The sequence below is a fragment of the Rhodococcus sp. MS13 genome (assembly GCF_013277835.1).
In the GTDB taxonomy this organism is placed as follows: domain Bacteria; phylum Actinomycetota; class Actinomycetes; order Mycobacteriales; family Mycobacteriaceae; genus Rhodococcus_F; species Rhodococcus_F erythropolis.
The window spans coordinates 267,707-293,754 of the sequence record NZ_VBTL01000009.1 but is presented as its reverse complement, the minus strand read 5'-3'; the positions used below and the strand labels follow the sequence as shown (position 1 = coordinate 293,754).

General features: G+C 61.5%; 26 protein-coding genes. 12 read left to right on the top strand and 14 right to left on the bottom strand.

Going from position 1 to position 26,048, the window contains the following annotated elements; genetic code table 11:
- Positions 1-7 precede the first annotated feature (7 nt).
- Positions 8-433 (bottom strand): hypothetical protein, encoded by a 426-nt coding sequence (locus FEZ59_RS18805; protein ID WP_003946354.1) that lies wholly within the window; start codon positions 431-433, stop codon positions 8-10.
- A complete protein-coding gene (locus FEZ59_RS18800) occupies positions 430-1,020 on the bottom strand; it encodes an XRE family transcriptional regulator (protein ID WP_020908662.1) in 591 nt (196 codons plus the stop codon). The genes FEZ59_RS18805 and FEZ59_RS18800 overlap by 4 nt, the downstream gene beginning before the upstream one ends.
- 165 nt (positions 1,021-1,185) lie before the next feature.
- Here FEZ59_RS18800 and FEZ59_RS18795 point away from each other — a divergent pair, with 165 nt between their 5' ends.
- The 6 genes from FEZ59_RS18795 (at position 1,186) to FEZ59_RS18770 (ending at position 7,147) form a co-directional block, all read left to right on the top strand.
- On the top strand, positions 1,186-1,971 hold the full coding sequence (locus tag FEZ59_RS18795; RefSeq protein WP_019744772.1) for an aldolase: 786 nt from the start codon (positions 1,186-1,188) through the stop codon (positions 1,969-1,971).
- Between the two features lie 33 nt (positions 1,972-2,004).
- Positions 2,005-2,907: a dihydrodipicolinate synthase family protein gene (locus FEZ59_RS18790; RefSeq protein WP_172933024.1), complete on the top strand. Its 903-nt coding sequence runs from the start codon at positions 2,005-2,007 to the stop codon at positions 2,905-2,907.
- Between the two features lie 59 nt (positions 2,908-2,966).
- Entirely contained in the window at positions 2,967-3,827 is an 861-nt protein-coding gene (locus FEZ59_RS18785; protein WP_172933023.1) for an SDR family oxidoreductase, read from the top strand.
- Positions 3,827-5,620 carry a DEAD/DEAH box helicase family protein gene (locus tag FEZ59_RS18780; RefSeq protein ID WP_172933022.1) on the top strand — a complete coding sequence of 598 codons (1,794 nt, stop codon included), beginning with the start codon at positions 3,827-3,829 and terminating at the stop codon, positions 5,618-5,620. The genes FEZ59_RS18785 and FEZ59_RS18780 overlap by 1 nt, the downstream gene beginning before the upstream one ends.
- A 213-nt stretch (positions 5,621-5,833) precedes the next feature.
- Positions 5,834-6,310 carry a nitroreductase/quinone reductase family protein gene (locus FEZ59_RS18775; protein ID WP_019744776.1) on the top strand — a complete coding sequence of 159 codons (477 nt, stop codon included), beginning with the start codon at positions 5,834-5,836 and terminating at the stop codon, positions 6,308-6,310.
- Positions 6,311-6,367: 57 nt separating this feature from the next.
- Entirely contained in the window at positions 6,368-7,147 is a 780-nt protein-coding gene (locus FEZ59_RS18770; RefSeq protein WP_172933021.1) for a DUF427 domain-containing protein, read from the top strand.
- A gap of 49 nt (positions 7,148-7,196) precedes the next feature.
- Here FEZ59_RS18770 and FEZ59_RS18765 read toward each other — a convergent pair whose 3' ends face one another.
- On the bottom strand, positions 7,197-8,429 hold the full coding sequence (locus FEZ59_RS18765; protein ID WP_092763097.1) for an MFS transporter: 1,233 nt from the start codon (positions 8,427-8,429) through the stop codon (positions 7,197-7,199).
- Positions 8,430-8,501: 72 nt separating this feature from the next.
- Between FEZ59_RS18765 and FEZ59_RS18760 the strand changes: the two genes are divergently transcribed.
- A complete protein-coding gene (locus FEZ59_RS18760) occupies positions 8,502-9,377 on the top strand; it encodes a LysR family transcriptional regulator (RefSeq protein ID WP_019744779.1) in 876 nt (291 codons plus the stop codon).
- On the opposite strand, the gene FEZ59_RS18755 is transcribed toward FEZ59_RS18760, so the two are convergent.
- The 4 genes from FEZ59_RS18755 to cobF form a co-directional block, all read right to left on the bottom strand.
- Positions 9,370-10,236: an Fpg/Nei family DNA glycosylase gene (locus tag FEZ59_RS18755; RefSeq protein ID WP_172933020.1), complete on the bottom strand. Its 867-nt coding sequence runs from the start codon at positions 10,234-10,236 to the stop codon at positions 9,370-9,372. The two genes, FEZ59_RS18760 and FEZ59_RS18755, sit on opposite strands and share 8 nt — an antisense overlap.
- A 40-nt stretch (positions 10,237-10,276) precedes the next feature.
- The gene (locus FEZ59_RS18750; protein ID WP_172933019.1) at positions 10,277-11,452 is read right to left on the bottom strand and encodes a GGDEF domain-containing protein; all 1,176 of its coding nucleotides are present in this window, start codon (positions 11,450-11,452) and stop codon (positions 10,277-10,279) included.
- Between the two features lie 43 nt (positions 11,453-11,495).
- Complete coding sequence (locus tag FEZ59_RS18745; RefSeq protein WP_020908672.1) at positions 11,496-12,662, bottom strand: GGDEF domain-containing protein; 1,167 nt, start codon at positions 12,660-12,662, stop codon at positions 11,496-11,498.
- 75 nt (positions 12,663-12,737) lie between these two features.
- Entirely contained in the window at positions 12,738-13,478 is a 741-nt protein-coding gene (gene cobF, locus FEZ59_RS18740) for a precorrin-6A synthase (deacetylating) (protein ID WP_172933018.1), read from the bottom strand.
- Between the two features lie 86 nt (positions 13,479-13,564).
- Between cobF and FEZ59_RS18735 the strand changes: the two genes are divergently transcribed.
- The 5 genes from FEZ59_RS18735 (at position 13,565) to FEZ59_RS18715 (ending at position 17,710) form a co-directional block, all read left to right on the top strand.
- Positions 13,565-14,365, top strand: a complete 801-nt coding sequence (locus FEZ59_RS18735) for a thymidylate synthase (RefSeq protein WP_003946427.1) — start codon at positions 13,565-13,567, stop codon at positions 14,363-14,365.
- A 2-nt stretch (positions 14,366-14,367) separates the two neighbouring features.
- The gene (locus tag FEZ59_RS18730; RefSeq protein WP_019744784.1) at positions 14,368-14,859 is read left to right on the top strand and encodes a dihydrofolate reductase; all 492 of its coding nucleotides are present in this window, start codon (positions 14,368-14,370) and stop codon (positions 14,857-14,859) included.
- An 84-nt stretch (positions 14,860-14,943) separates the two neighbouring features.
- Positions 14,944-15,276 carry a cupin domain-containing protein gene (locus tag FEZ59_RS18725; RefSeq protein WP_003946336.1) on the top strand — a complete coding sequence of 111 codons (333 nt, stop codon included), beginning with the start codon at positions 14,944-14,946 and terminating at the stop codon, positions 15,274-15,276.
- Between the two features lie 19 nt (positions 15,277-15,295).
- Positions 15,296-15,991, top strand: coding sequence for a hypothetical protein (locus FEZ59_RS18720; protein ID WP_070795877.1), 696 nt, complete (start codon positions 15,296-15,298; stop codon positions 15,989-15,991).
- Between the two features lie 27 nt (positions 15,992-16,018).
- Positions 16,019-17,710, top strand: a complete 1,692-nt coding sequence (locus FEZ59_RS18715; protein ID WP_021332279.1) for a GAF domain-containing protein — start codon at positions 16,019-16,021, stop codon at positions 17,708-17,710.
- Positions 17,711-17,712: 2 nt separating this feature from the next.
- Here FEZ59_RS18715 and FEZ59_RS18710 read toward each other — a convergent pair whose 3' ends face one another.
- The 7 genes from FEZ59_RS18710 to cycA all read right to left on the bottom strand — a co-directional run bounded on the left by FEZ59_RS18710 (position 17,713) and on the right by cycA (position 25,919).
- Positions 17,713-18,351 carry a response regulator transcription factor gene (locus FEZ59_RS18710; RefSeq protein ID WP_019744786.1) on the bottom strand — a complete coding sequence of 213 codons (639 nt, stop codon included), beginning with the start codon at positions 18,349-18,351 and terminating at the stop codon, positions 17,713-17,715.
- A 76-nt stretch (positions 18,352-18,427) separates the two neighbouring features.
- Complete coding sequence (locus tag FEZ59_RS18705; RefSeq protein ID WP_029255952.1) at positions 18,428-19,321, bottom strand: universal stress protein; 894 nt, start codon at positions 19,319-19,321, stop codon at positions 18,428-18,430.
- A gap of 358 nt (positions 19,322-19,679) precedes the next feature.
- Positions 19,680-20,720: an LLM class F420-dependent oxidoreductase gene (locus FEZ59_RS18700; RefSeq protein WP_007727670.1), complete on the bottom strand. Its 1,041-nt coding sequence runs from the start codon at positions 20,718-20,720 to the stop codon at positions 19,680-19,682.
- A gap of 175 nt (positions 20,721-20,895) precedes the next feature.
- Positions 20,896-21,789, bottom strand: coding sequence for a universal stress protein (locus FEZ59_RS18695; RefSeq protein ID WP_019744789.1), 894 nt, complete (start codon positions 21,787-21,789; stop codon positions 20,896-20,898).
- Between the two features lie 141 nt (positions 21,790-21,930).
- Positions 21,931-23,436 (bottom strand): glutamate-cysteine ligase family protein, encoded by a 1,506-nt coding sequence (locus FEZ59_RS18690; protein WP_047888502.1) that lies wholly within the window; start codon positions 23,434-23,436, stop codon positions 21,931-21,933.
- A 126-nt stretch (positions 23,437-23,562) separates the two neighbouring features.
- Positions 23,563-24,333 (bottom strand): M23 family metallopeptidase, encoded by a 771-nt coding sequence (locus tag FEZ59_RS18685; protein WP_003946431.1) that lies wholly within the window; start codon positions 24,331-24,333, stop codon positions 23,563-23,565.
- Positions 24,334-24,455: 122 nt separating this feature from the next.
- A complete protein-coding gene (cycA, locus tag FEZ59_RS18680) occupies positions 24,456-25,919 on the bottom strand; it encodes a D-serine/D-alanine/glycine transporter (protein WP_070795874.1) in 1,464 nt (487 codons plus the stop codon).
- Positions 25,920-26,048 lie beyond the last annotated feature (129 nt).

Genomic DNA, 26,048 nt, shown 5'->3' with positions numbered 1-26,048 from the left:
AGCCCGGTCAGAAGAACTGGCCTTTCACGAAACCTGCGAGCAGGACCGCGAATCCGCCCACCTCACCGAGAATCAGCAGGAACATTCCGAGGTGCAGGGGCGGACCGGCGGACTCGAACTGATTGTCGGTGTCCTTCATCGCACCGTGAGCGATGTAGCTGAAAATCGCTGCGAGAAAGAAGAACACGACCACTGCGGCACTGGTCAGGTTGATCCACGTCGGCCACGCACTGAGTTCGACGAACACCGCGATCAGCAGCGTCGCAAACGAGTACATCAGGGCTGCGCGGTGGGCGATGTCGACATACGGATGGGCGAGGTGATTATCCGAGGTGGCCATCTGTCGGTACTTCCAGATTCCCAGGCACAGGGAGAGAAGGAAGATCAGACCGGCCGCGAGCAGCGTCAGTGTCGTGTCGATCCCCAGGGTCATCTGCTCACCCCGCAGTGCGCTTCCAGTGAGTCACCGCTGGGTGATCCAGTCGAAGGATTGTCGTAGACGACAACCAGCACCACCGCACGATCTGCCGACACCGATCGCATCCGGTGTGGCGTATTCGCGTCGAAATACAGGCTGTCGCCGGCGTCGAGGTGCATCGTCTGTCCGGGGATTTCGAATTCTACGGATCCGGAGTGCACGAACACGAACTCCTCTCCCGTGTGGTCCATGAACTTGGGACCCATCACCGACGCCGGATGAACCACGAACGGCTGCATGGCCTTTCCGACCATGGAGGGCGCGATCGGATCGTAGACGGAAGACTGCACGGAGGAAGCCGGGTCGATCACGCGGTCCTTGGCGCGCACGATCGTCATGGCATTGCCCTCCATACTGTCCGAGAACAGTTGTCCCACATCGGCATCGAGCACCCGTGCAATTTTGAGCGCCACCGCGATCGACGGGGTACTGATACCCCGCTCGACCTTCGAGAGATAGCTCTTCGTCAGACCGGTCTGCTCGGCCAGGCCCTCGAGCGTCAGACCGGCGCGACGCCGATGTGTTCGCAAAAACGCTGCCATTCGGTTCCCCTCACGAGACTTTGTGTCATCACCCTACCAACACATTGACCTGCGACGATCAGCGACGCTCGTACTGAGGGTTGCACATTTCCGTCCTATATGACACTTTGTGTCCTATAGGTGACTGAATGTCATTGATTCCGGGCCCCGAGAAAGGCACACCCCATGACCGACACGATGCATGCGAGCAAGCAAGAACTCATGGCCACCGCCGAGACGAAAATGCTCACCGAAGTAACCACAGGCAGTTGGACCCTTCGACAGAAGATCGCACTGACCTGCCGCGCACTGTCGGACGCCGGCCACGATTCCGGTCTCGCCGGCCAGATCTCCGCCCGCGGTGAGCAGCCTGGCACGTTTGTCACCCAGCGACTCGGCCTCGGGTTCGACGAGATCACCGAGGACAACCTCCTGCTCGTCAACGAGGACCTCGAAGTCCTCGACGGGGAGGGCATGCCGAACCCCGCCAACAGGTTCCACAGTTGGATCTACCGCGCCCGACCCGACGTCAACTGCATCGTCCACACACACCCACTGCACGCGACGGCGTTGTCGATGCTCGAGATTCCCCTCGTCGTCTCCCAAATGGACATCGCGCCCCTCTACGACGACTGCGCATTTCTCGCCGACTGGCCCGGAGTTCCCGTGGGAAACGAAGAGGGCGAGATCATTTCGGCTGCGCTCGGCGACAAGCGGGCAATTCTGCTCGCCCACCACGGCCAACTCGTCGTCGGCAACACGGTCGAAGAAGCATGCTCCCTCGGGCATCTGATCGAGCGGGCCGCGCGGCTGCAGTTGCTGGCAATGGCTGCCGGCGACATCAAGCCGCTACCGCCTCGCCTGGCGAAGGAGGCTCACGATTGGACACTGACCCCTCGGCGCAGCGAGGCGAACTTCGCGTACTACGCCCGTCGGGCTCTCCGCAATCATCCCGACGCACTGACCAACTGAATTTCGTTTCCCACCAACAGAACAGAGAACCCCATGAGCAGCACAATCAAGGGAATCGTCGCCTACCCCATCACCCCGTTCGACCGGGACACCGGAGCATTCGATCCCAAGCCGCTACACACGCTCCTCGACAGCATGATCAGCAGTGGTGTCGACGCGATAGCCCCACTCGGCAGCACCGGCGAGAGCGCCTATCTCGACGACGCCGAATGGGAGTCGGTCGCCCGGGAAACTGTCGACTACGTCGACCGACGAGTCCCCACCGTCGTCGGAGTGTCGGATCTGACGACGGCGGGAGCACTCCGCCGAGCATCGATCGCGGCAGACGCCGGTGCCGACGCAATGATGATCCTCCCCACGTCGTACTGGCATCTGGGTGAGCAGGAGATTCGTGAACACGTCAGTGCGGTCGCCGATTCCGTCGACATTCCCACGATGATCTACAACAATCCCGCGACCACAGGGATCGACATGTCGCCGGAGTTTCTCGTCGACCTCGTCTCCACCGTCGACGGCATCACGATGATCAAGGAATCCACCGGCGACATCACCCGCATGAACCGCATCAACGAACTGAGTGGTGGCACTATCCCCTTCTTCAACGGCAGCAATCCTCTTGCACTGCAATCTTTCTCTGCAGGCGCAAACGGATGGTGCACGGCAGCACCGTGTCTGGCCCCCGAACAGGTGGTGCACTTCTGGCGTCTACTCGAATCCGGTGATCGGTCGGGTGCCGCCGCTGTGTTCGAACAGATCGAGCCACTACTGAAGGTCCTCGTCAGTCGCGGACTGCCGTCGACGGTCAAAGCCGGGTTGGAATTTCTCGGCGTCGACGCCGGCCTTCCCCGCCGGCCCCTGCTGCCCCTCGACGACAACACCAGGACAGCATTGTCCGACGCTCTGTCGGTGGCTCGCGGTGTAATCGTCGCGTCGTGACCTGACGTGGGAGCGGGTTCCGGCAAGATGGGATGCAAACCGACCGAAGGAGGGGCACCATGTCCGTAGATTCACGGTCTGCGAGGATCGCCGTCACCGGCGCTACCGGTCATATCGGCGGACTGGTGGCCCGGTCGTTGGCCGACGCCGGTGTCCCGCAGCGACTGATCGCACGGTCGGTCAACCGATTACCGCAGCTCCCCGGTGCCGATTCGGCCGAGACCACGTACGGGGATCAGGAGAGCGCTCTCGCGGCTCTGGCCGGAATCGACACCCTCTTCATGGTCTCGGCGGCCGAAAGCGCAGATCGCCTGGATCAGCACCGCACCTTCATCGACGCCGCAGCGGAGGCCGGGGTCAGGCACATCGTCTACACGTCTTTCCTCGGTGCCGCTCCGGACGCGACGTTCACGCTCGCTCGCGATCACTGGATCACCGAAGAACATATCCGCGCTTCCGGACTCGCATTCACCTTCCTGCGCGACAGCTTCTACCTCGATTTCCTACCCGCTCTCGCCGGTGAAGACGGTGTGATCCGCGGACCCGCAGGTGACGGTCTTGTCGGCGCGGTAGCGCGGTCCGACATTGCTGCCGTCGCCGTGTCGGTTCTGCAGGATCTGGATTCTCATGTCGGACAGACGTACAACCTGACCGGACGCGAGGCACTGACGCTCTCCGAGGCCGCGAGCATCATCACCGAGGTCACCGGCAAGCGGACCACGTACGTCGAGGAAACGCTCGAGGAAGCCTACGAGTCGCGGGCGTCGTACAACGCACCCGATTGGGAGCTCGATGCTTGGGTGTCGACGTACACCGCAATCGCGCAGGGTGAATTGGCGATGATCACGAGCACCGTGGAGGACCTTGTCGGCCGGCCTGCGCTCACGCTGCGTGAATTCCTCACAGCAGAAACCGCCTGATGCCACCACGCAAAGCAACCACGGCACGCAAGGCTGCCGCAAAGAAAGCTGCACCGAAGAAGGCTGCTCCCAAGAAGAGTGCAACCAAAAAGACCGCCGCAAAGAAGACTGTCGCAAAGAAACGATCACGCGCTGTGATGCCCGACGTTCCGACAGCCGCTCCGGGCGAACGAGTCTGGCTTCTCGACGTACCCTTTCGGACGCCGGCGCCTGGTGCGCAGTTCGTCAAGAAATGGAAGAGCTACGCGTGGGTCGGCACGGAGTTGCCTGTAGAACTCGCTCCGTTCAAGGCACTCCCCTTCTCATATCAGCAGTGGGTCGAGGACGACATCAATGACAGCACCGGCGAACGCCCGGTTGCTGCACCCAAAATTCCTCGGCCCGAGCAGGTTTCGGGGGCTGCGGCCGTCGTCGACGCTGCTCGGGCCGGCAAACGCGGATTTCTGTTGGCAGACAATGCCGGCCTGGGTAAGACGCTGATCGCAGTGATGTCGGCCAAGACGATTGCCGAGGAACGCGGCGAAACCAACATCCTCGTCCTCGTCGATCGACCCGCACAGATCACCATTCCGCATTGGCGCTATTCCATCGCCTCGGTGGGCGACGGCGGATTCCGCTGGCTGATCATGTCGCCTGACCAATTGAAGAAGCTGATCGCGCGGAACGGCCGTCCCAAGTACACCTTCGGTGTGGTGATCGCGGACGAGGCCCAGCTGTACAGCAACGACACACAGCGCACAGCTGCCTTCGAGAAGGTTGCGCGCTTTTCCAATTCACACGAGCAAGCGCCGTTCGTCCTGTCCGTGACAGCAACACCGGGACATACGCCGGCAGATCAGCGTTACCTGGCGCCGCTTTTTGCGCAGCTGCATTCAGAACCTTCGGAGTACTGGTCCGACCTGGGTGCCAGGCTTGTCGAGTCCGGCATTCCGCTGGACAAGTCCTACGGGAAGTGGACGTGGAGCGCAGAGGCGAAGGAATCAGCGACCCTGCAATCCCAGGCGCTCGAGACCGTGCGTGGATGGATGTCGAACAGCAAACCGCCCTTGATGATTCATCGACCGACTCCGTGGGGACCCGTTCCGCTCGACGGTATGCCGATCGACCTCACGCATGCCCAGCGCGCCGAGTACGAGACCGAGTGGGCCGAGTACGCCTACGAAATGGGATTGGCCCGCAAGAGCCGCAACATCGCGCGGGGCCGTGCGCTTGTTCTGCGCTATCGACAGAAGGCGGGCATGATCCGCGCCGAATCGACGGCCCAGTGGGCGCAGGCGCAGGTCAAGGCAGGCAAACAGGTGTTGGTGGCCGTCGAATTCGTCTCCACGGCAGGCGATCCACTGGTCGAGATGATCGAAGACGCCGGGATCTCGGTGGCAAAACTGTTCGGCGCGGTGCCGGACAAGGAGGGTCAACGTCTGCGGTTTCAACGCGGGGATGCACCGGTCATCGTCTTCAATGTCACGACCTCGATCTCGCTCCACGCCAACGAAGCACTCCCCGACGGCACTCACGCGTCCTCGTTGCCACGGACGGGAATCTTTCATCAACCGCGATACTCAGGGATCGCGGCAGAACAGACATTCGGTCGGTCACACCGCGACTACCAGACGTGTCCATGGGTCATACCCTTCGGCGTGGGCACCAAGGAAGAGGACGTCGCTACGGTCATGTTGCGCAATCTCAATTCGGTCACAGGTCTGAAAGGTGGTGATCGATCCGGTCTGCGGTCGCTGTCCGAACTGCTCGGCGTCGAGTGGCTAGAGCCCGATGTCTTGACCACGGAGGCTTGACCTCGGAGGCTTGACCTTCCAATGGCCGTCCAACGCGCGCACACGAACGGTTTCGGAGGTATGCCCCAATTCCACTCCACCAAAACCGAATTCGGCTGACCGCTTCATTCCTTTCGGGACCTTGGGACTCAGGTATCTGTGACCTGACGTGGCAGACTCTTTCGAGTCGAGGTGCACCAGCCTCGAAACAGTGCCGAGAAACCGAGGGGTCCTATGCGCAATATCTACCGGTCATTGATGCGCAATGTCGGCCATACACAATGGTTCTCGGATCTCGGCAAGGATCTGGTTCCGCTCGACCGAGCAGTGCAGAGAGTGTCGGGCGGCAAGCTCTCACTCGTCGGCGAGAACACCGTGACCCAGCTACTGCTCACCACCACTGGCCGCAAGACCGGCCGTTCTCGCACCACGCCACTTCTGTACGCACCCGACGGCGATGCGTTTGTCGTCGTCGGATCCAACTGGGGGCAGGATACGCATCCAGCGTGGACACTCAATTTGATGGCAAACCCCACCGCAATCGTGACAGTGAAGGGCGTCGAAATACCGGTCGGTGCGAGTCTGGCGGAGGGCGCCACGCGTAAGAAGTTGTGGAAGCTCGCGACCACAACGTGGCCGCCGTACGAAACCTACGCCGATCGAGCATTCGGGCGCCAGATCCGCGTATTTCGACTCCAACCTGTCAAATAGCTGCTGCCGAGCGCAGGATGGGAAGGACCACCCTGCCGATCTCAGGAGCATTCGCGAATGTCCACAGCACTGACTCACGCAGAAGACACACAGATCACAGCATCCAACGGGCGGATCGCACTGGAGCCGAACCCCCGCCGAATTCGAGCATTCTTCGCTGGTCACGCCGTCGCGGACACCACTCGTTCGGTGTACCTTTTCGAACGCGGCCGCCTGCCGATGTACTACATCCCTCGCGCGGACGTTCGCACCGAATTCCTCGTCCCGACGTCGACGACCACCCATTGCCCCTGGAAAGGTGACGCCATCTATTGGACGATCAAGATCGGGGATCGCCGGGCCGAGGACGCCGTCTGGTCCTACCCCGAACAGTTCGACGGTTCCCTGGACCTGAGTGAGTACGTCGCGTTCTACTGGGATCGCATGGACGCCTGGTACGAGGAGGATCAACAGGTCTTTGTCCACGCCCGCGATCCATACGTACGTATCGACGCACTCCCCTCGTCCCGACACGTCCAGGTTTTTGTCGGCGACGTACTGGTCGCCGAGACGACACGACCCAGACTGCTGTTCGAAACCGGACTGCCCACGCGGTACTACATTCCGAGAATCGACGTTCGCAGCGAGTACTTTGTGCCGTCCCCGACCACCACGGCCTGCCCGTACAAGGGCACTGCGTCGTATCTGTCCTTCACCGGCACAACCGAACTCGCACCGATCGAGGATCTGGCGTGGTTCTATCCGTTCACCACCGCCGAAGCGTCCGGGATCGACAACCACGTGTCGTTCTATCCCGAACGCGTCGGCAAGATCTTGGTGGACGGTACCGAAATCTGACAGGTGCGGGGATCCGAGAAGGTGCGGGGATCCGAGAAGGTGCGGGTTCCTATCCCACCGAGACCAGCGATTCCGGGATTCGCAGTTCAGCCTTTTCCAGCCGGCGATCGTGCATCCACACCAACGCCGTTGCAACCGAGAAGACCAAACCGGCGATGCATACTCCGTTCCAGCCGTACGACTTCCACACCATCGACCCCACAGCCGAGCCCACGGCGGCACCCACGAAGTAGGTGGTCATGTACACCGAGTTCACACGCGAACGCGCTTCGGGGACAAGGGCGTAGATCACGTTCTGGTTGCTGACGTGCACTCCCTGCAGCGCGAGGTCGGCAAGAACGATGGCAACAAGAAACCACACTATATGCGTGGCACCGGAGGCAAAGGGAAGCCACGACACCAACAGAATCGCGATAGCTCCGCCCGTCGCCACCTGACCCAGTCCCCGATCGGCCAGTCTGCCCGCCACGGTCGCCATCAACGCTCCCGCCACGCCGAGTAGTCCGACCAGGCCGATTTGAGTATCGCTGTAGCCGAATTCGCCGGAGAGAAGAAAGGCCATTGTCGTGAAGACTGTGCTGACGGCAGCAAAAGCCAGCCCGCCCATGGCCGATCGAGTTCTCAGGCGCGGCAAGGTCGCAGCCAACTTCCCTACCGACACGAGCGTTGCGCCGTAGCTTGCCTTCGGTCGATCGGCGGAATCGGAAGGCAGAGATCGCCACAGTGCCACGGCCATCACCACCATCAGAACCGCCGCAACCTTGTAGACCGTCGACCACCCTCCCAGTCCGGAGAGCACGCCGGCAACACTGCGCGCCAACAGGATTCCGATCAGCAGTCCGCTCATGATCGTTCCGACTACCTGACCGGACCTCTCAGGTTCGGCCAGTGAGGCGGCAAACGGAATCAGCACCTGGGCAGCAACCGAAAAGACCCCTGCCACTGCGATTCCCACTGCCAGGGTGGCAAAGTTGGGCGCAAATCCGCTGACCGCTTGACCGGTCGCCGCCAGCAGCATGAGCCCTACCGTCAGCTTGCGTCGGTCGACCATGTCGCCTACCGGAACCAGAAGTATCAATCCGAGTGCATACGCGACCTGTGCAATGGTCACCGTCGCGGCCGCTGCAGAGGCCGAGACGTTCAAGTGGTCCGAGATGGAATCGAGGAGTGGCTGATTGAAGTAGTTACCGCCCGCGCACAGACCCGTCGCTGCAGCCATCAGCAGCACTATCGGTAGTCCGAGCCTCGGACGCGCGTCGCTTGAAATCATGTCGTCAAGCATGACCGGCAACACCGACGCGCGTCCAATAGATAGATATGCATGATCTATCTCCAGAAGCGATAGATTGGTGCAATGGAACTACGTCACATCCGCTACGCCCTGGCAGTCGCGGAAGACAGACACTTCAGCCGTGCAGCCGCGCGGTTGCACGTTTCACAGTCCGCGTTGAGTGCCCAGATCAGAGACCTCGAAAAGGAACTGGGAGTCGAATTGTTCAACCGTAACAGTCGAAACGTCGGCCTGACTGCTGCCGGGGAGGTTTTTGTCGCCCGCTCCCGTGAGGTGCTCGGCGCCGTGTCGAGACTGGTCAGTGATGTCTCGGCACGGAGCAACGAACAAGTGCGGCTGACGGTCGGCACCATCACCTCGGCGGGGCGCGTCGACGTCGGCCGTGCGCTGGCAGATCTGACACGCCGCCACCCTGCAATCAACATCACCGCGCGACCGTACGGCAGTGAAGTAGTTATCGAAGGAGTCCGGTCCGGCGCAATCGACGTCGGCATCGTCGGATTGGCCGCAGGCCGCTTACCCAAGAGCTTTGCCGCCGCACCGTTGTGGAGTGAACCCACCGCAGCGTTTGTTGCTCCCGACCATCCCTTTGCCCAGGCCTCGTCGATCAGACTCGAAGACCTACGGGATCACACTCTCGTGGACTTCGCCTCCGGCAGCGAGGCCCGTGTCCAAACCGACCAAGCCTTCGCCGAATCACAGGTCCCACGCGGAAAAACGCTCGAAGCCAACTCGGTGGACCTGATCTGTTCACTGACCGCCAACGGCCTGGGTGTCGGTTTGCTCCCCCAGTCCATGAGCGCCCTACATCCCGAACTGGTCTGTATTCCGATCACCGATGCCCCGCATCGGATCGTCCACGCAATTACCGAACCCACCCATTCGTCGGCGCTCGCCCGCGAATTCGTCGAACTACTCGCGGCGCAGTTCGCTACTTGAGCAGTTTAGACATTCGCCTGTCCGCCAACGGCTTACCGCCTGTCTGGCACGTCGCACAGTATTGAAAAGAACGCTCCGCGAACGACACCTCGCGTACGACGTCACCGCACACCGGACAGGGAAGTCCGGTGCGAGCATGTACTCGCATCCCCGAGCGTTTCTCACCTTTGAGCCGCGCCGCGTCCTGACCTTCCGAACGCTCGATCGCGTCGGCCAGCGTGGACCGCATCACGGCATACAGCGTCGAAATCTGCTCCGGCGTCAGCCTCGACGAGGTCGCGAAGGGCGATAGTTTCGCGGTATGGAGGATCTCGTCCGAGTAGGCGTTCCCGATGCCGGCGATCAGCGACTGATCGACTATCGAGTTCTTGATCCGCGCCGACGTCCCGCCCAGAATCTCTGCGAACTCAGCTTCTGTCACAGCCATCGCGTCCGGCCCCAACCGGGCGATGCCCGGAACCTCCTGCGGATCGTTCACCACCCACACGGCGAGACGTTTCTTGGTGCCGGCTTCGGTGAGATCGAATGCCGGCGTCAACCCTTCAGGTGTGAAGAAATGAACGCGCAGCGCCAACGGCCCCTTCCCCGGTTTCGGCGGCGTTGGCGACGGATTATCGAGCCACCGCATCCAACCGGCACGGGAGAGATGCGTGACCAACCACAACCCGTCGCAATCCAGAGCCAGATGTTTCCCGAAGCGGGCGGCGCCCGTGACGTCACGCCCTTGCAAAGTCGTGATCGGCGGATCGAAGGTCTTGAGCACACTCAATGCAGCGATATCGACGCGTCCCACCACTGCGCCGACCGCGTGCTGACGAAGGAACCCTGCCAGCGCTTCCACCTCGGGTAGTTCAGGCATGGCATCAGACTAACGCCGACCACGGACACTCACCGTGTGCTCAGTCCGTTTCGGTCAGCAGAACCACCGAGTGTCCACCGCGCGCCTTCGCTGCGTACATCGCGCGATCTGCACGTCGCAGCAAAGTGGGATAGGCGATGAGTGCATCGTCCGGCGATTCGAAAGGACCTGCGACCTTCGCGATTCCGACGCTCAGGGCCACCTCGGAATGGCCGGGAGCAGTGACCGTTGATCGCTGAAGTTCTTGTTCGAGTCGATCGACCGAGCGTTGATCGCCCGAATCGACGATGATGAACTCGTCACCGCCGATCCGTGCGATCAAGGCCGACGGGCCGGCGCATTCGACCAGTCTCGATCCGACCTTCTCGATCACAGCGTCCCCGACTGTGTGCCCGTACTCGTCGTTGATGGTCTTGAATCGATCGATGTCGACAGCGGCGACAACGACAAGCGCCGAATTGGCGTACGACCGCTCCAGTAACAGTCGCACCTCGTCGGCCAGTCCCCTCCTGTTGAGAAGTCCGGTCAGTGGGTCCAACTGCGAATTCAACGCATCGGTGCCGAGAATGGAGAAGATGAACTGACAGGCAAAGGGGATCACGTAGATCGCCGCGCCGACGAGAACTGTCAAAGCGACCAGAACCGGAACATCCGAATAGTTCTCGACAACGGAAATGCGCATCACAATGCCGATGACTACGACGAATACCCACAACATGTGCAGGCTCTGTATTCGAGCATTGTGGAAGAACGCGATGTATCCGCCGATCACCGAGAACATCACGGCATGTGCCAGTGCCGCAAGTGGATTGGAATACAACAGCATTGCGGCCGCTATTCCCACTTCCGAATAGAGCACAAAGGCGTATGACCAGGAACGGGAGAGGTTGCGCCTCGTCGAGAGGGCGACAGCCATCATCACGGTTATGACGATGATGACTGCGTTCGCGGTGCGCGCGTGCGGAGTGGTCGGTCCCTGTGGACTGAAGCGAGTCAAGAACATGATCACGGTGACCAGCACCAACGAGCAGACGACAAGAAACCGCGAGGCGACGGTCAACCCTTTGTCCGCGAGATAGCGATTGAAGGTGTCGAATTGGTCCGGACGCCGATACCAATCGACAAGTTGAGAAGAGATCAGCCGGAATGCGGGACCCGAGAGCGGCCGTTGAGACGCGACGGCGTCCGAACGCTCCACACTCTCGGCAGATTCCATAAGGTCAGGGTAATCCAGTCAACTCCCCGCAATCAGACAATTCTCACTCTTTGCCATCCCACATCACAACCCGATCGCCGCCGGCGGCCTTCGCGCGGTACATCGAGGCGTCTGCTACTCGAAACAGTTCCGTCAACTCCTCGTCGGAAATGATCGAAGACCATTCGGCAGAGGTGATCGCGACTCCGACGCTGGTCGTCACCGCTGGATCACGATCGTCGATTCGCAGGTGCCTTCGCAGATTGTCCTCGAATGCGGGCGCTGCACCGACGTCGATCGTGTCCACCAAGACGAACTCGTCCCCACCGAATCTGGCGAAGAGCGCCTTCTCGCCGCCGCACCACCGCAGTCGATCAGCAATCTGACGAAGTACGAGATCGCCTTCTTCGTGCCCCCGCGAGTCGTTGACGCTCTTGAACGAATCGACATCGACGATCGCGACGACATACGACGACTTGCTCGACGCATGCCCCGTTGCCCCCATTTCGACAACAGCTCGCTGCAGCCCGCGCCGATTCAGAAGGCCGGTCAACGGATCCACATCCGAGCTGTCCGCGTCGGAGCCGAGAAGTGAGAGGACGAACTGGCAGGCGAACGGGATGACCACGATCCCGGTGGCGATGATCAGACACAGTGCGGTGGCCAACGCAGGATCCGCGTAGACCGCGACCTTTCGGCCGACCACTGCAAGAACCACGATGGACAGGGCGATGTGAATCGCCTGGAGTCTCGCGTTGTGAAAATACGCGATGTAACCACCGATCAGTATCAAGAGCACGCACTGGATCAACCCGATGAAGGGGTCGTTGTTCAAGAACACACCGACAAATACGCCGACCTCGCAGTAGGCGACAAAAAAGTACGACCACCGACGCGTGATTTCGGGCAGAAGGCAGAAGAGCACGATCACCGCGACCGTGACTCCGATGATGACGGCGTTGACGACGCTGGTGACGTGGTTGTGCACGCCCGCGTCGCTGAAGCGCAGCAGAGTCATCGCAACGATGACCGTCGTCAGGGAACCGATGACCAGCAATCGGACGGCTAGCTCCAGGCCCTTCGTGGCGAGGTATCGATTGAAACTGTCGAATTGATCAGGACGCCGATACCACTGAACGAGAAGGTCGAAAGCCGACTTCACAGCTGATTTTTCACGGCCACGCGGAGCGGGCAGAATCGACTGCAGTCGGTCCTGCCCGAACGATGTCATGCGCAGATCATAGGTGCGCAGACCGTCGTTCGGGATCAAGAGCGCAGGATCGAGGCCGCAAATCCGCGGTCGGTGTCAGCGCCGAACGAGGTACGTGTCCATGATCCAACCGTGCTTCTCGCGCAGCTCCGCCCGGCGCGCGACGATCCGATCTTCGACGTCGCGCAGGTTGCCGGAAATCAACTCCTCGTCCGCGGTTCCGAGGTATGCCCCCCACCAGATTTCGGCATGGTCTTCGGTCACCTGAGTGAAGGTGCAATGCGCGTCGAGCATGACGACGGCGTTGTCCACGCCGTCGGGCAATCCCTCGGCCAGTTTGCGGCCGGTCGTGATGTGGATGGGTTCGCCGATTCGGTTGAGGACGATTCGGTGTTGTGCAGCCAACGACTGCACGCTGGTGATTCCCGGGATGACGGAGTAGTCGAACGTCACTCTCCCGCGAGCGAGCACCCGCTCGACGATCCGCAGAGTGCTGTCGTAGAGGGAGGGGTCACCCCAGACGAGAATCGCTCCGACGCCAGGTTCGGCCGCGAATTCCGCTTCGAATTTCGCGGCCCGACGCTCGTGCCAGTCCTCGACAACCCCCTCGTAATCGGTCGGGGTTCGGTCCCGCGGCGGGTCCGTGATCTCGACCACCTTGTAGTCGAGGTGAACATGCTCGTCGAGGATGCCGGTTCGCAAGTCGACCAGAGCCTGCTTCTCGTCACCCTTTCCGATGATGAAGAACGTATCGGCCCTGTTCATGGCCTTGATCGCCTGAACCGTCACCTGGTCGGGATCACCCGCACCGATACCGATCACCAAGAGTTCGCGCATGTGCCGAGGCTATATTGCCGTGCGCCTTTATTAACCGCGGGAGGTTAATAAAGGCGCACGGCAAGGCAGGCCCTAGACTGATTCCCGTGACTGTCTCCACTGCTTACGAAGACCTCCTCCGGCTCGTCATGGAGACGGGTACCGCCAAATCCGATCGAACCGGAACCGGCACCCGCAGCATCTTCGGTCACCAGATGCGTTTCGATCTTGCCGACGGCTTTCCGCTCGTCACCACCAAGAAGGTCCACCTCAAGTCGATCGTCAACGAGCTCCTGTGGTTCCTGCGCGGCGACTCCAATGTGGCGTGGCTGCACGAGCACGGCGTCTCCATCTGGGACGAGTGGGCCGACGAGAACGGCGAACTCGGCCCCGTCTACGGCGTCCAGTGGCGTAGCTGGCCCACCCCTTCGGGCGAGCACATCGACCAGATCACGCAGACCGTCGAGACCCTGCGCTCCAACCCCGATTCGCGACGAATCATCGTCTCGGCGTGGAACGTCGCCGACATTCCGCAGATGGCGCTGGCTCCATGCCACGCTTTCTTCCAGTTCTACGTCGCCGACGGCAAGCTCTCCTGCCAGCTGTACCAGCGCAGCGCCGACATGTTCCTCGGCGTTCCGTTCAACATCGCCAGCTACGCGCTGCTCACCCACATGATGGCCCAGCAGGCCGGACTCGACGTCGGCGAGTTCGTCTGGACCGGCGGTGACTGCCACATCTACGACAACCACGTCGACCAGGTCACCGAGCAGCTCGGTCGCGAGCCCCTTCCGTTGCCGACCCTGAAGCTGAACAAACGCGACTCCATTTTCGACTACACCTTCGAGGACGTCGAGATCGTCGATTACCAGCACCACCCCGCGATCAAAGCGCCGGTAGCGGTCTGACGATGACCGATCGCACAGTCACCCTCATCTGGGCGCAGGCCCACGACGGCGTCATCGGCGTCGACAACACGATCCCGTGGCGCGTGTCCGAGGACATGGCTTACTTCAAACGCGTCACTATGGGACATCCGGTGATCATGGGACGGCGCACCTGGGACTCCATTCCACTGAAGTTCCGGCCGTTCAGCGGGCGTCGGAACATCGTCGTGACGCGCGATCCGCAATGGCAAGCCGAAGGCGCCGAGGTAGTCCACAGACTGGACGACGCCTTGGCGTTGCCGGACGGTGACGTATTTGTCGTCGGAGGCGGGCAAATTTATTCGGCTGCACTGCCATTCGCGACGCATCTCCTGGTGACCGAGGTCGACCTCGACATCGCCGGTGATGCCTTTGCTCCCGAGATCGGCCCCGAATGGAACCTGAAGTCCGACGAGCCCTGGCAGACCTCGGAGAAGAGCGGGCTGCGCTTCCGCTGGCTGGAATACACGCGCTGACCGACTTCCGCCGATAACGAGGCACCTCGCGAGTGAGTCGGTCATACTCCAAGAACGACATTCACCGCTTCCGAGAGGTCTTCGATGGACAAGAAGTCACTGACCGCTCTCGCTCGTCAACAGTTGAAACTGGCGGGCTCGGCGACCAGCGGTCGCAGTTCACAAACCGTCTACGGCGGCCACCAGCGCAGCCTGCGACAGACGGTGATCGCCCTGAGCGCCGGCAAGAGCCTCGCCGAACACGACAGTCCGGGCGAAGCCACACTGTTGGTCCTGAGCGGGAAGCTGAATCTTGTGTGTGGGAGCGACCAGTGGAAAGGATCCACCGGTGATTTCCTCACCGTGCCGGCCGACCGCCACAGCGTCGAAGCGCTCGAAGACGTTGCATTTCTGCTCACCGTCGCTATGAAGGGTTGAAGTCGGTACCGTCTTCCGGGTGAGCGAAACCGTGATCGAAGTGTCCATCGTCGCAGCCCCGTCCGTTCTGTGGCCCGCCCTGCGCGACCCGTCGCTGATTCGTCGTTGGTTCGGCTGGGAGTACGACGGTCTCGACGACGAAATCACCCAGATCTACTCCACCGCTGAGGCCGATCCCGAAGCACTGACGCTGAAACTCGGAAACGGTGACCGCTTCTCACTTCTCGAACAAGACGGCAAGACGGTCGTCCGCATCGATCGGCCGGCCAAATCTGCCGACGACGACTGGTACGACGACATCACCGAGGGATGGACGACGTTCCTCCAGTTGCTCAGATTCGCAGTGGAGCACCACGGACTCGCTGAGCGAAGAACCATCTATCTCGACGGCCTGCTGCTCCCTGGCGAGAATGCGGCAACCGTCCTCGGGCTCACCGAAATCGGTTTGGAAGCGGGAAGTCGATACGCGGCGACAATCGCTCCCGGCGACTATTTCGAAGGCGTCGTCGACTACGTCACCGATCACCAATTCGGGTTGACAGTCGAAGATCTCGGTCCTGGTCTACTCTCTGTCGCGACCCAGTCGGTGACTCCGCAGCGGCCAGACGGAGGCATGTCCATCCTGCTGACCACCTACGACCTGAGCGATGACGAGTTCGACGAAATCAAGCATCACTGGTCGTCGTGGTGGGAAGGTCGCCGTCAGGAGGGCTGACGTTCCGCGAGGCGATATGCTTCGACCATGGTCGAAGCATCGGGTCACAGTCCGGCACGCACGTTCGGCGAGTTGCTCGACCGCCTGGGCGATTCCAATGCAGACATACCGACACTCCACCGTCTGCTCGAGGCGGTCCTGGTGGTCGGTTCAGGTCTGGATCTCGACCTGACTCTCCAACGGATCATCACCTCTGCGACAACGGTTCTGGATTGCCGCTACGGCGCCCTGGGGGTTGCGGCGCCGGGGGGCGGGCTCTCGGAATTCGTGTACGAGGGAATCTCCGGGTCCCAACGCGCGACCATGGGGCATTTCCCCGAAGGTCATGGCGTTCTGGGTGTTCTGATGAATCACCCGCAGACTTTGCGTGTGGCGCATCTCGGCGACCATCCCGAATCGGTGGGATTCCCCGCGAATCATCCACCGATGGAGAGTTTCCTCGGGGCGCCGATCATGATGCGAGGAAAGGTGTTCGGAAGCATCTACCTGACTGAGAAGCGCGGAAAAGCCGAGTTCACCCAAGAAGACGAGGTCATTCTCGAGGCCCTCGCCATCGCAGCCGGCATCGCTGTGGAAAACGCCCGGCTGTTCGAGCAGTCACGAACTCGTGAAAGATGGCTCACCGCAACATCTGCCATTCGCTCGCGGTTGCTGGCCGGTGACTCGCTCGAGGACGGCCTGCAACTTCTTGCCAGTCGCGTTCGGGACCTGACCGGCGTCGACGACGTGATCGTGGTGATCTGCGAGAACGGGTACGCACAGGTTCACGCTGCAGCCAGCGCCAGAACCACGTCACGTGGAGTCAGAATTCCAGCGACGACCTATCCGTTCGACGTGGTGCGGAGCACTCGAAAGCTACAGGTACTCACCACTTTAGGTGCGCTCACCGAACTGGTGCCGTCGGCCGGAAGTGCGGTCGTGGCACCGATGTGCGTCGCCTCGGGTGTAGTCGGCGCGGTCATCGTGGCGTCGAACTCGACCAACACGCACTGGGATCACGACGAACTGACCCGGATCGAGTCGATGGCCGAACTCGGCTCCGTTGCAATCGAGTTCGACGAGAAACAAAAGGCGCAACGCCTGTTGTCGGTTCTCGCGGACCGCGACCGCATCGCACGAGACCTGCACGACAACGTCATCCAGCGACTGTTCGCGAGCGGAATGAGCCTGCAGAGTACGCTTCCGGACGAGACCCTCCCGGAGTCGGCGCGCGCGATTGTCAAACGATCCCTCGAACAGCTCGACAAGACAGTCCGCGAGATTCGGACAACCATCTTCGATCTGCAGACTCCCACAGCCACCGATTCGTCGAGCCTGCGCCGACGCCTCCTCGATGTCATCGGCGACGCCACCGCACAGTCCGCCGTGACCCCCAGCGTCCAATTCTCCGGCGCCATCGACACTCTGGTGAATCCCGGGATCCACCAGCACGCCGAAGCTGTGCTGCGTGAGGGGCTGAGCAACGTCCTTCGGCATGCACACGCACACCACATCACCATCGCAGTCACCGCGGACGTCGAATTTGCGATCACGATCGAGGACGACGGCGTCGGACTCCCCTCCGACTTCCACAAGAGTGGACTTCACAATCTCGAGCGCCGTGCCGAACATTGCGGCGGTACGTGCACGATCGTCAACCACGATCCGAGCGGTGCACGCCTGCTCTGGCGAGTACCGCTCGGGCGCACCAACTCGAATCGACCGAAGTCCGGTCGGTAGACCTATCGACTGCCGCTGCGGATTTCGGTGGCCAGCACCGCAGCCTGAGTACGACGCTGCATGCCCAGCTTCGAGAGCAGACGCGTCACGTAGTTCTTGACTGTCTTCTCCGCGAGGAACAATCGCGCGCCGATCTCCCGGTTGGTGAGTCCTTCTCCGATGAGGTCGAAGACTGCTCGCTCCTGATCGGAAAGTTCGGCCAACGGATCAGCTGTGCGGTCGCTACGGATCCGCTGCATCAGCGCCTCCGTCGCCCGACTGTCGAGCAGTGAACCGCCGCGCCCGACTGTGCGGACCGCAGCGACCAGATCGGTTCCGAGAATCTGTTTGAGGACAAATCCCGAAGCGCCCGCCATGATCGCGTCGAGTAGTGCCTCGTCGTCCGCGTACGACGTGAGCATCAGGCAGCGCAGGTTGGGCAGCATCGAGCGCAGTTCGCGGCACAGTTCGACGCCGTTGCCGTCCGGCAGCCGTACGTCCAGAACCGCGACGTCGGCATTGCTCTGCGGTACCGCAGCCAATGCTTCTCCCACGGATGCGGCCTCACCCACCACCACGAAGTCTTCGACCCCGCCGAGTAGGTCGAACAATCCGCGTCTGACGATCTCGTGATCGTCGACCAGGAATATCCGCGTTGTCATCGAACCCCTCCAAAAGGCATCTCACGTCGAACGGTACCGGAGATGGTGGACTCAAAAGTCATTGAATGCATTCTCTTCACTTGTTGACGTGCCGGACGATGAGAACCGGGCAATCCGCAGTATGGAGCAGTGCCCGACTGGTCGATCCGAGGAGCATTCCCGCGAATCCGCCGCGCCCACGGCTGCCGACGACGATCAATTGCGCCGTCTCCGCGTATTCGCTCAGCACTCGGACCGGACGGTCACGCGCGACGACTCTCTCGACGACGACGTCTGGGTAACGCTCGGTGAAACCAGCCAATTGCTCGGCAAGGACAACTTCCTCACCTGTCTGGATGCTGCTCCACAGTGGATCGTCGGGGGTGGCGCCGAGGGAGGGCTGCACGCTCACATCGCTCCACACGTTGACGGCGATCAATGTTGCACCCCGAGCGGATGCCTGTTCGAAAGCATGCTCGACTGCCTCGATGCTGCTTTCGGATCCATCGACGCCGACGACGACAGGACCTTCGGTCGGCGGTCGACCATCAAGCGTCCGGCCCCGGACTACCGCCACCGGAGATTCGCCGTGCGAGACGACCGACACCGTCGCGGAACCGACGACCAATCCGGTGAATTCACCATGCCCGCGGGGCCCGAGCGCAATGATGTACGCGCCCTTGGACAATTCGATCAGGCGATCGGAGACGCTGCCGTCGAGTAATTCGGTGACGATCTGGAGGTCGTCGTCGATGCTTTGCCGCGCGAGGATCTGCGCGCTGTCCAGACGAGCGGTGGCAGTGCGGCGAAGTTCGTCCTTGAAGCTCTCGGCGAGGTACGGCTCGGAGTAGTAGAAAGCGGGGATGTGCACCACCGTCGCGATGTGCAGCGGACGACCGAGCGCCACCGCCGTTCGAGCGGCCCAGACGACAGCCGACGACGCCGATTCCGAGCCGTCCACTGCTACGACTACGGGTTTGGTTGCACTCATGTTCGTCCCTCCACGATCGACCAGAGAATCTCTTCGCCCTCACACTATTGCCCAATGACGGCAAAAAGGATTCATCAGCCGACGCGAGTCCCGAATCGGACATTCCGAGTTCGGGTGGACTGCGGCAACGGCCCCGCCAACATCCCTTTCGGGCGTCAACGAGGCCACCGGTGCCGGATTCGCACGCAAACCCTGGCTACTCGATCCACGTTAGGCGAAGAACCCGACCGGTCAGAAGTGAAAAAAGTCCCATATGAAAGCGCCGAAAATCGGGTTTCGTGCGCAAGAGATCCCGAATCACCCGATCTGCTGTGCGCCTTTATTAACCGCCGGCGGTTAATAAAGGCGCACGGCAGGGTCAGTCACAAATCTTGCGGAACTTCTCGATCAGCTGAACACGGCCGTTGCGATCGGCCGCCAACGGCGTGACGTTGAGCGTCGTGACGCCAGCTTCGGCGAAGGCTGCGACGCGTTCCTTGACGTAGCTCTCGGGACCGATCAACGACACGGCGCGAACCAGCTCGTCCGGGACCGCTGCTGCGGCCTCGTCCTTCTTGCCCGCGAGGTAGAGATCCTGAATCTTCTCGGCGGCCTCTTCGTAGCCGTATCGCACCGCGAGGTCGTTGTAGAAGTTCTTGCCCTTGGCGCCCATACCGCCGATGTAGAGCGCAAGGCTCGGGCGTACCCAGTCGAGCATGTGGTCGACGTCGTCACCGATGGCCAGGGCCGGCGACGCGTACACCTGAAGCTCGCCGAGGCTCGGATCGCGCTTGGCCTTGCCCTTCGCAATCGGCTCGCCCCATACGCTTGCTGCCTTTTCCGGATGGAAGAAGATGGGTTCCCAGCCTTCGGCGATCTCAGCCGTCAGCTCGACGTTCTTGGGTCCGAGCGAAGCGATCAGGATCGGGATGCGCTCACGCACAGGATGATTGATCAGCTTGAGCGGCTTGCCCAGTCCGGTGCCCTTCTCGGCGGGGAGCGGAACCTGGTAGTACTTGCCCTGGTATTCGACCTTCTCGCGGCGCCACACCTGACGGCAGATCTCTACGACCTCACGCGTGCGTCCCAACGGAGCGTCGTACTTGACGCCGTGGAATCCCTCGATCACCTGCGGTCCGGAAGCACCCAGGCCCATAACGAAGCGACCGTTGGAGACGAAGTCCAGGCCCGCTGCCGTCATGGCGGTCAACGAGGGCGTACGGGTGTAGATCTGGAAGATTCCCGAAGCGAGTTCGATGGTCGACGTCTTGGCCGCCAGGTAACCGAGCTGGCTGACCGCGTCGAAGGAATACGCTTCCGGAACGAAGGCGATGTCCAGGCCCGCCTTCTCCAGGTCACCGACCTCTTCGACGGTTTCGGCGAACCCGCCGCTGTAGTTCAAACCCATACCGATACGCACGTTGTAACCCCAATCCAGACGATTGCCGCCGTGTGCGACGCGCACACAGCCTTGGTACTCCCATCGAACACCTAACTCACATCGAACACTACGGAACATGAGTCCGCATTCATGTGACTACCCCGTTCGTATTCGATGACCGAAACGAACGGGGTAGCGGGAGAACTTGGAGAGGTCAGGATTCTTCGGGGCGAACCACCATGACGGGGCACTTGGCCGAAGCGATCAGAGTATTGCTGGTCGAGCCGAGGAGCATGCCACGGAATCCACCACGGCCACGGCTGCCGACTACAACAAGCTGCGCTTTTGCCGACCAGTCGAGCAGCCGTCCTCGTGGGTTGTCGAGGTATACCTCGCGCCGGACCTTCACGTCCGGGTACTGCTCGGACCAACCGGCCAAGCTCTCGCTGAGTACTGCGTGCTCTTCCTCTTCAAGAGACTGCGGGGCAAGCGCAGCTGCCCTCGGGTCTTCGAATGCCGCGCTGCCGAGGTCACTCCAAACGTGCAGCGCCACCAACTCGGCACCGCGGAACGCTGCTTCCTCGAATGCCGCGCCCACTGCTTGCGCGCTGAGCGCACTGCCGTCGACGCCGACCACGACGGGTCCCTCCGAAGGCACTGCGCCGTCGCGGTCCCGCACGACGATGACCGGGCACTTGCCGTGACTGGCAACACCGACCGCTGTATTACCGAGAACTGCCGTCGCCGCCTTGCCCGAAGCGGACGCTCCGACAACGACCCGCCTGGCCTGCGCCGAACTCTCGATCAACCACTGAGTTGCGCTGCCGATGGCGATTTCGGTGTGAACTTCGAGTTTCGGATCGATCTCATGGGCGAATTGTTCCGCCTCTGCCAAGATCGCTTTTCCCGCCTCTTCGACCCATTCGTACACCCCACCCGCGTCGACGTACGGTCCGCCGAAACCGTAAGGCGCGAAGTCGAGAGCGTGGATGATGTCGAGTCGCAATTCGCGCTGGGCGGCGATTTTCGCGGCCTCGCGGAGCGCAGTGGACGCAGTGTCCGAACCCTCGACTCCGACAACAACACTGTTATGTTCGCGTGAACTCATGTGCCCACCTTCCTGAAGAAGTAACCGAGCCACTTTCACTCTAACCATCCCACTTGTCCGGCTTTTTTGGGGTCGCCCCCTCTTCATTTCGGGGACTTAGGTCCCCGAAACTGTTGACGGATAGGAGAATTAGCAGAGCAATCAGGGCCAGGTGTGAACGGGATCTCCCGCCCGCATGTTCTCGACGTAACCGCGGAGCATTCCGGTGAGCGCAGTCGAGCGGTCCGCGCCCGAGGCCTCCGCGCGCGCCACGTGCTCTCGTTGCCAGGCGGCACCGGTCTGCCGATTCAGGCACCGCCCCTCGATGACGCCGAGATACCGATCGCGGGCCGCGGCGGACAATCCGAAGTCCGCCAAACCCTCGTCCGCCAACGGCAGCAGCCTTCGCAGGACCAACTCGTCGGCACCGACCCAACCGATCTCCGGCCAGTACAAGGTTGCGTCGAGTCCGTACTTGGCGCCGATGTGCAGGTTCTCTTCTGCCGCATGGAACGACATGTGCGACCACAGTGGCCGCTCCGCGTTCACCAGCGCCCGAACTGTGCCGTAATAGAAGGCCGCATTGGCCATGATGTCGACGACAGTCGGTCCGGCCGGCAGCACTCGATTCTCGATACGCAAGTGCGGCTTGCCATCCGAGCAGTCGTACACCGGACGATTCCAGCGATAGACCGTGCCGTTGTGCATCTGAAGCTCGCTCAACTCCGGAACCCCGCCCGCCGCGAGCACTTCCAGTGGATCGATGTCCGACACGTCAGGCAGCAGGGCCGGGAAGTACCGCGAGTTCTCTTCGAACAAGTCGAGCACTGAGTGGATCCACCGCTCACCGAACCACACCCGCGGCCGCACACCTTGGTTCTTCAGCTCGAAAGTTCTTGTGTCCGTGGCCTGCTCGAAGATCGGGATGCGCGATTCGTGCCAGAGTGCCTTGCCTGCCAGGAAAGGAGAATTAGCCGCCAACGCCACCTGTACGCCGGCCAGACACTGCGCGGCATTCCAATGCGCGGCAAACTCTTCCGGCGCAACGCGAAGATGCAACTGCATGGACGTACATGCCGCCTCCGGGACTACCGAATTGGTATCGGCTCGAAGAATTTCCACGTCGCTGCCAGGTAGCGCGACACCTTCGACGTCGAGTTCGATGTCCTCGCCTCGAGCGGTGAAAATTTGCTCGTTGAGCAATTCGTAGCGCGGGTTCGCGGTGATCCACTCTCGATCGAGATGCTCGAGTTGCAGAGTCGGCAGCATCCCGATCATCACCATCTCGGCGTCGTGCGCATGGATTCGCGCGTCTGCGACGTCGAGGGAGGCGCGCAGTTTCTTTTCCAATTCGAAAGTTGCATCACCGGTGAGTGGGCCGGGTTCAACGTTCATCTCGACGTTGAACTGTCCGAGCTCGGTTTGGAAAACCGCAGCGTCGTCGATGGATTCGAGCACTTCACGGTTGGACATCGCAGGAGCCATGTCCCCGTTCACCAGGTTGAATTCGATCTCCATGCCCAGCAGCGGCGCCGGCTTGTCGACGGCGTCTCGGAAGTCACCACCGTCGAGCATCTGCTTCATGGCGTCGACGCATGACCGCACTTTCTTGCGAAAGAGCCTACGGTCCGCCCGCGTAAACTCTCGCGCCGTGACTTCTGCACCCATCGCGCATTCCCCCTTCGACGATCAACGTCACTGAAGGCTATCCGGCCGGTGTCACCGACAAACGAGAACTGCGGTGGCACCAGGAAGAATTTCCCGACGCCACCGCAGTTCTCCGAAAGTTTCTCTTTACGAGTTGTCTACCCAGGTGACAGCCACGCCGCGAGCCTGCAGCCACGCTGCGGGATCGACCTTTGCGCCGTTCTCGGCAACCTCGAAGTGCAGGTGCGGGCCGGTGGACTGTCCACGGTTACCCACTGTGGCGATCTGCTGGCCAGCATTGACGCGCTGGCCGACGTTGACCTGGTAGTCGTTGACGTGGCCGTACGTGGTGACCGTGCCGTCGTCGTGCTGGACGCGAACCCAGAGGCCGAAACCTGACGCCGGGCCGGCGTCGATGACCTGGCCGTCTGCTGCAGCCAGAATCGGCGTACCGATCGGAGCCGCGATGTCGAGACCACCGTGGTGCGCTCCCCAGCGCGAACCGAAGGTAGAGGTCAGCGTTCCGGATACCGGCTGCACGGTGCGAGCAGAGGTGCCGGGGTTGATCCCCGCGAGGAACTGCTGTGCCTGCGTGTTGAGATCGGCAGCAAAATCGGGAAGCTCGGGAATGTCGAGAGCGGGAAGTGCCGCCAATTCAGCCGGAACGACAACGCCCTCGGGGAGCAGACCCTGCGGGATTTCGATGCCGGCGATGGTCTGTGTTGCCGGCGCCGCAGCAGCGGTTCCTGCACCCATCTGGCCTGCACCGACGAGGAGTGCACCGGTAGCCGCAGCTACGACACCCGCCTTGACACCGGCACCAGGGCCAGCCGACGGGGTGCGGTGGCGGCCGCTTGCTGCCTCGGGATCGATCTCGAAGACAACATCGTCATTGCCCGTGCGGTGGTGGTTTCCCACAGTGTGTACTCCGTCAGTCGTCGGCGTGCAGCGTCCTTCTGATGAAGCCCGCTCCTCTGTCTGCCGAAGAATGTAACAGTTTGATCAAGGCGGCCGCCACCGTTACCCGATCTTGACCAAAACTATTTCTCGCCGTTCTGTCGGCTGGCGTCCAGTTCTGACTTGAATGCGTCGTATCGTGCCCGGTGAGCGGGTCGGCGACGAATGATCGCCCACGCGATACCCAGAACCACGAACCAGATCGGTGTGACGACAAGTGCCTGCAGGGTGTCGTCCTTGGTTGTCAGCGCCCAGAGGATGAAGACGAAGAACGCGAGCACGACCCAGCACATCACGATGCCGCCGGGCATCTTGAACTTCGACACCTCGTGCAGGTGCGGACGACGCTTCCGGTACACCATGTAGCTCGCCAAAATGATCGTCCACACGAACATGAACAGCAGCGCCGAGATGGTCGTGACGACGGTGAAGGCCTCGATCACGGAATCGCCCGAGAACAGCAGGATCAGCGACGCCAGCAAGAAGATGCAGGAGAACATCAGGGCGTTCGCGGGGACCTTGCGCGAGTTCAGCTTGCCGAGTGCCCGCGGTGCGTCGCCCTCCTGCGCAAGGCCGAACACCATGCGCGAGGTGGAGTAGATACCCGAGTTGGCCGAAGACGCAGCGGAGGTCAGCACGACGAAGTTGATGACAGATGCAGCGATGCCGAGGCCGGCGAGTGTGAACATGGCGACGAACGGACTCTTGTCTGCGCTGATTTCGCGCCACGGAGTCACCGCGATGATCACGGTCAGTGCAACGACGTAGAACAGCAGGACACGAATGGGGATGGAGTTGATGGCCTTCGGCAGGTTCTTCTCCGGGTCCTTCGCCTCGGCGGCGGTGGTGCCGACCAGTTCGATGCCCACGAAGGCGAACACGGCGATCTGGAAGCCGGCCACGAAGCCCATGAATCCGGTCGGGAACATGCCGCCGTCGTTCCAGAGGTTGTCGATACCCGAGGTGGCACCGTTCGGCGCCGTGAACCCGGAGACGACCATGACGATGCCGACGATGATCAGGCTGACGATGGCGACGATCTTGATCAGCGCGAACCAGAACTCGGTTTCACCGAAAGCGCGAACGGTCGGGAGATTGAGGAGCAGCAGCGCCGCGATCGTCAGCAAAGCAGGTATCCATGCCGCGAGACCTGGCCACCAGTATTTGAAGTATCCGGAAATCGCGATGACGTCCGCGATGCCGGTGACGATCCAGCAGAACCAGTAGGTCCAGCCGGTGAAGAATCCCGCCCAAGGGCCCAGCAGATCCGCGGCGAAGTCGGAGAACGACTTGTACGCCATGTTCGAGAGCAGCAACTCCCCCATCGCCCGCATGACGAAGAAGAGCATGAAGCCGATGATCATGTACACGAAGATCACGGAAGGCCCGGCAAGCGAGATCGTCTTGCCCGATCCCATGAACAGTCCGGTGCCGATGGCACCACCAATGGCGATCAGCTGGATATGCCGGTTGGACAGCTGACGTGAGAGGTGGGGGTCTTCGCCGGACGGCTTCGTCAGGTCTGGTGTATTCGCGTGGTCGGACACGGAGGATCCCCCTCGTCATACGGTTCATCCGGGGCATCGAAATCGTGCCCGTCGGGGGAACCTCGGAAAATGTGCTCTCTCAAAGTACGCGTGCACTGGCTCACATCAAGCATCGGAAAGCGGACGCCG

Coding starts and splice junctions, on each gene's coding strand:
- FEZ59_RS18805 (WP_003946354.1), bottom strand. CDS start 433: ATGACCCTGGGGATCGACACGACACTGACGCTGCTCGCGGCCGGTCTG.
- FEZ59_RS18800 (WP_020908662.1), bottom strand. CDS start 1,020: ATGGCAGCGTTTTTGCGAACACATCGGCGTCGCGCCGGTCTGACGCTC.
- FEZ59_RS18795 (WP_019744772.1), top strand. CDS start 1,186: ATGACCGACACGATGCATGCGAGCAAGCAAGAACTCATGGCCACCGCC.
- FEZ59_RS18790 (WP_172933024.1), top strand. CDS start 2,005: ATGAGCAGCACAATCAAGGGAATCGTCGCCTACCCCATCACCCCGTTC.
- FEZ59_RS18785 (WP_172933023.1), top strand. CDS start 2,967: ATGTCCGTAGATTCACGGTCTGCGAGGATCGCCGTCACCGGCGCTACC.
- FEZ59_RS18780 (WP_172933022.1), top strand. CDS start 3,827: ATGCCACCACGCAAAGCAACCACGGCACGCAAGGCTGCCGCAAAGAAA.
- FEZ59_RS18775 (WP_019744776.1), top strand. CDS start 5,834: ATGCGCAATATCTACCGGTCATTGATGCGCAATGTCGGCCATACACAA.
- FEZ59_RS18770 (WP_172933021.1), top strand. CDS start 6,368: ATGTCCACAGCACTGACTCACGCAGAAGACACACAGATCACAGCATCC.
- FEZ59_RS18765 (WP_092763097.1), bottom strand. CDS start 8,429: ATGCTTGACGACATGATTTCAAGCGACGCGCGTCCGAGGCTCGGACTA.
- FEZ59_RS18760 (WP_019744779.1), top strand. CDS start 8,502: ATGGAACTACGTCACATCCGCTACGCCCTGGCAGTCGCGGAAGACAGA.
- FEZ59_RS18755 (WP_172933020.1), bottom strand. CDS start 10,236: ATGCCTGAACTACCCGAGGTGGAAGCGCTGGCAGGGTTCCTTCGTCAG.
- FEZ59_RS18750 (WP_172933019.1), bottom strand. CDS start 11,452: ATGGAATCTGCCGAGAGTGTGGAGCGTTCGGACGCCGTCGCGTCTCAA.
- FEZ59_RS18745 (WP_020908672.1), bottom strand. CDS start 12,662: ATGACATCGTTCGGGCAGGACCGACTGCAGTCGATTCTGCCCGCTCCG.
- cobF (WP_172933018.1), bottom strand. CDS start 13,478: ATGCGCGAACTCTTGGTGATCGGTATCGGTGCGGGTGATCCCGACCAG.
- FEZ59_RS18730 (WP_019744784.1), top strand. CDS start 14,368: ATGACCGATCGCACAGTCACCCTCATCTGGGCGCAGGCCCACGACGGC.
- FEZ59_RS18725 (WP_003946336.1), top strand. CDS start 14,944: ATGGACAAGAAGTCACTGACCGCTCTCGCTCGTCAACAGTTGAAACTG.
- FEZ59_RS18715 (WP_021332279.1), top strand. CDS start 16,019: ATGGTCGAAGCATCGGGTCACAGTCCGGCACGCACGTTCGGCGAGTTG.
- FEZ59_RS18710 (WP_019744786.1), bottom strand. CDS start 18,351: ATGACAACGCGGATATTCCTGGTCGACGATCACGAGATCGTCAGACGC.
- FEZ59_RS18705 (WP_029255952.1), bottom strand. CDS start 19,321: ATGAGTGCAACCAAACCCGTAGTCGTAGCAGTGGACGGCTCGGAATCG.
- FEZ59_RS18695 (WP_019744789.1), bottom strand. CDS start 21,789: ATGAGTTCACGCGAACATAACAGTGTTGTTGTCGGAGTCGAGGGTTCG.
- FEZ59_RS18690 (WP_047888502.1), bottom strand. CDS start 23,436: ATGGGTGCAGAAGTCACGGCGCGAGAGTTTACGCGGGCGGACCGTAGG.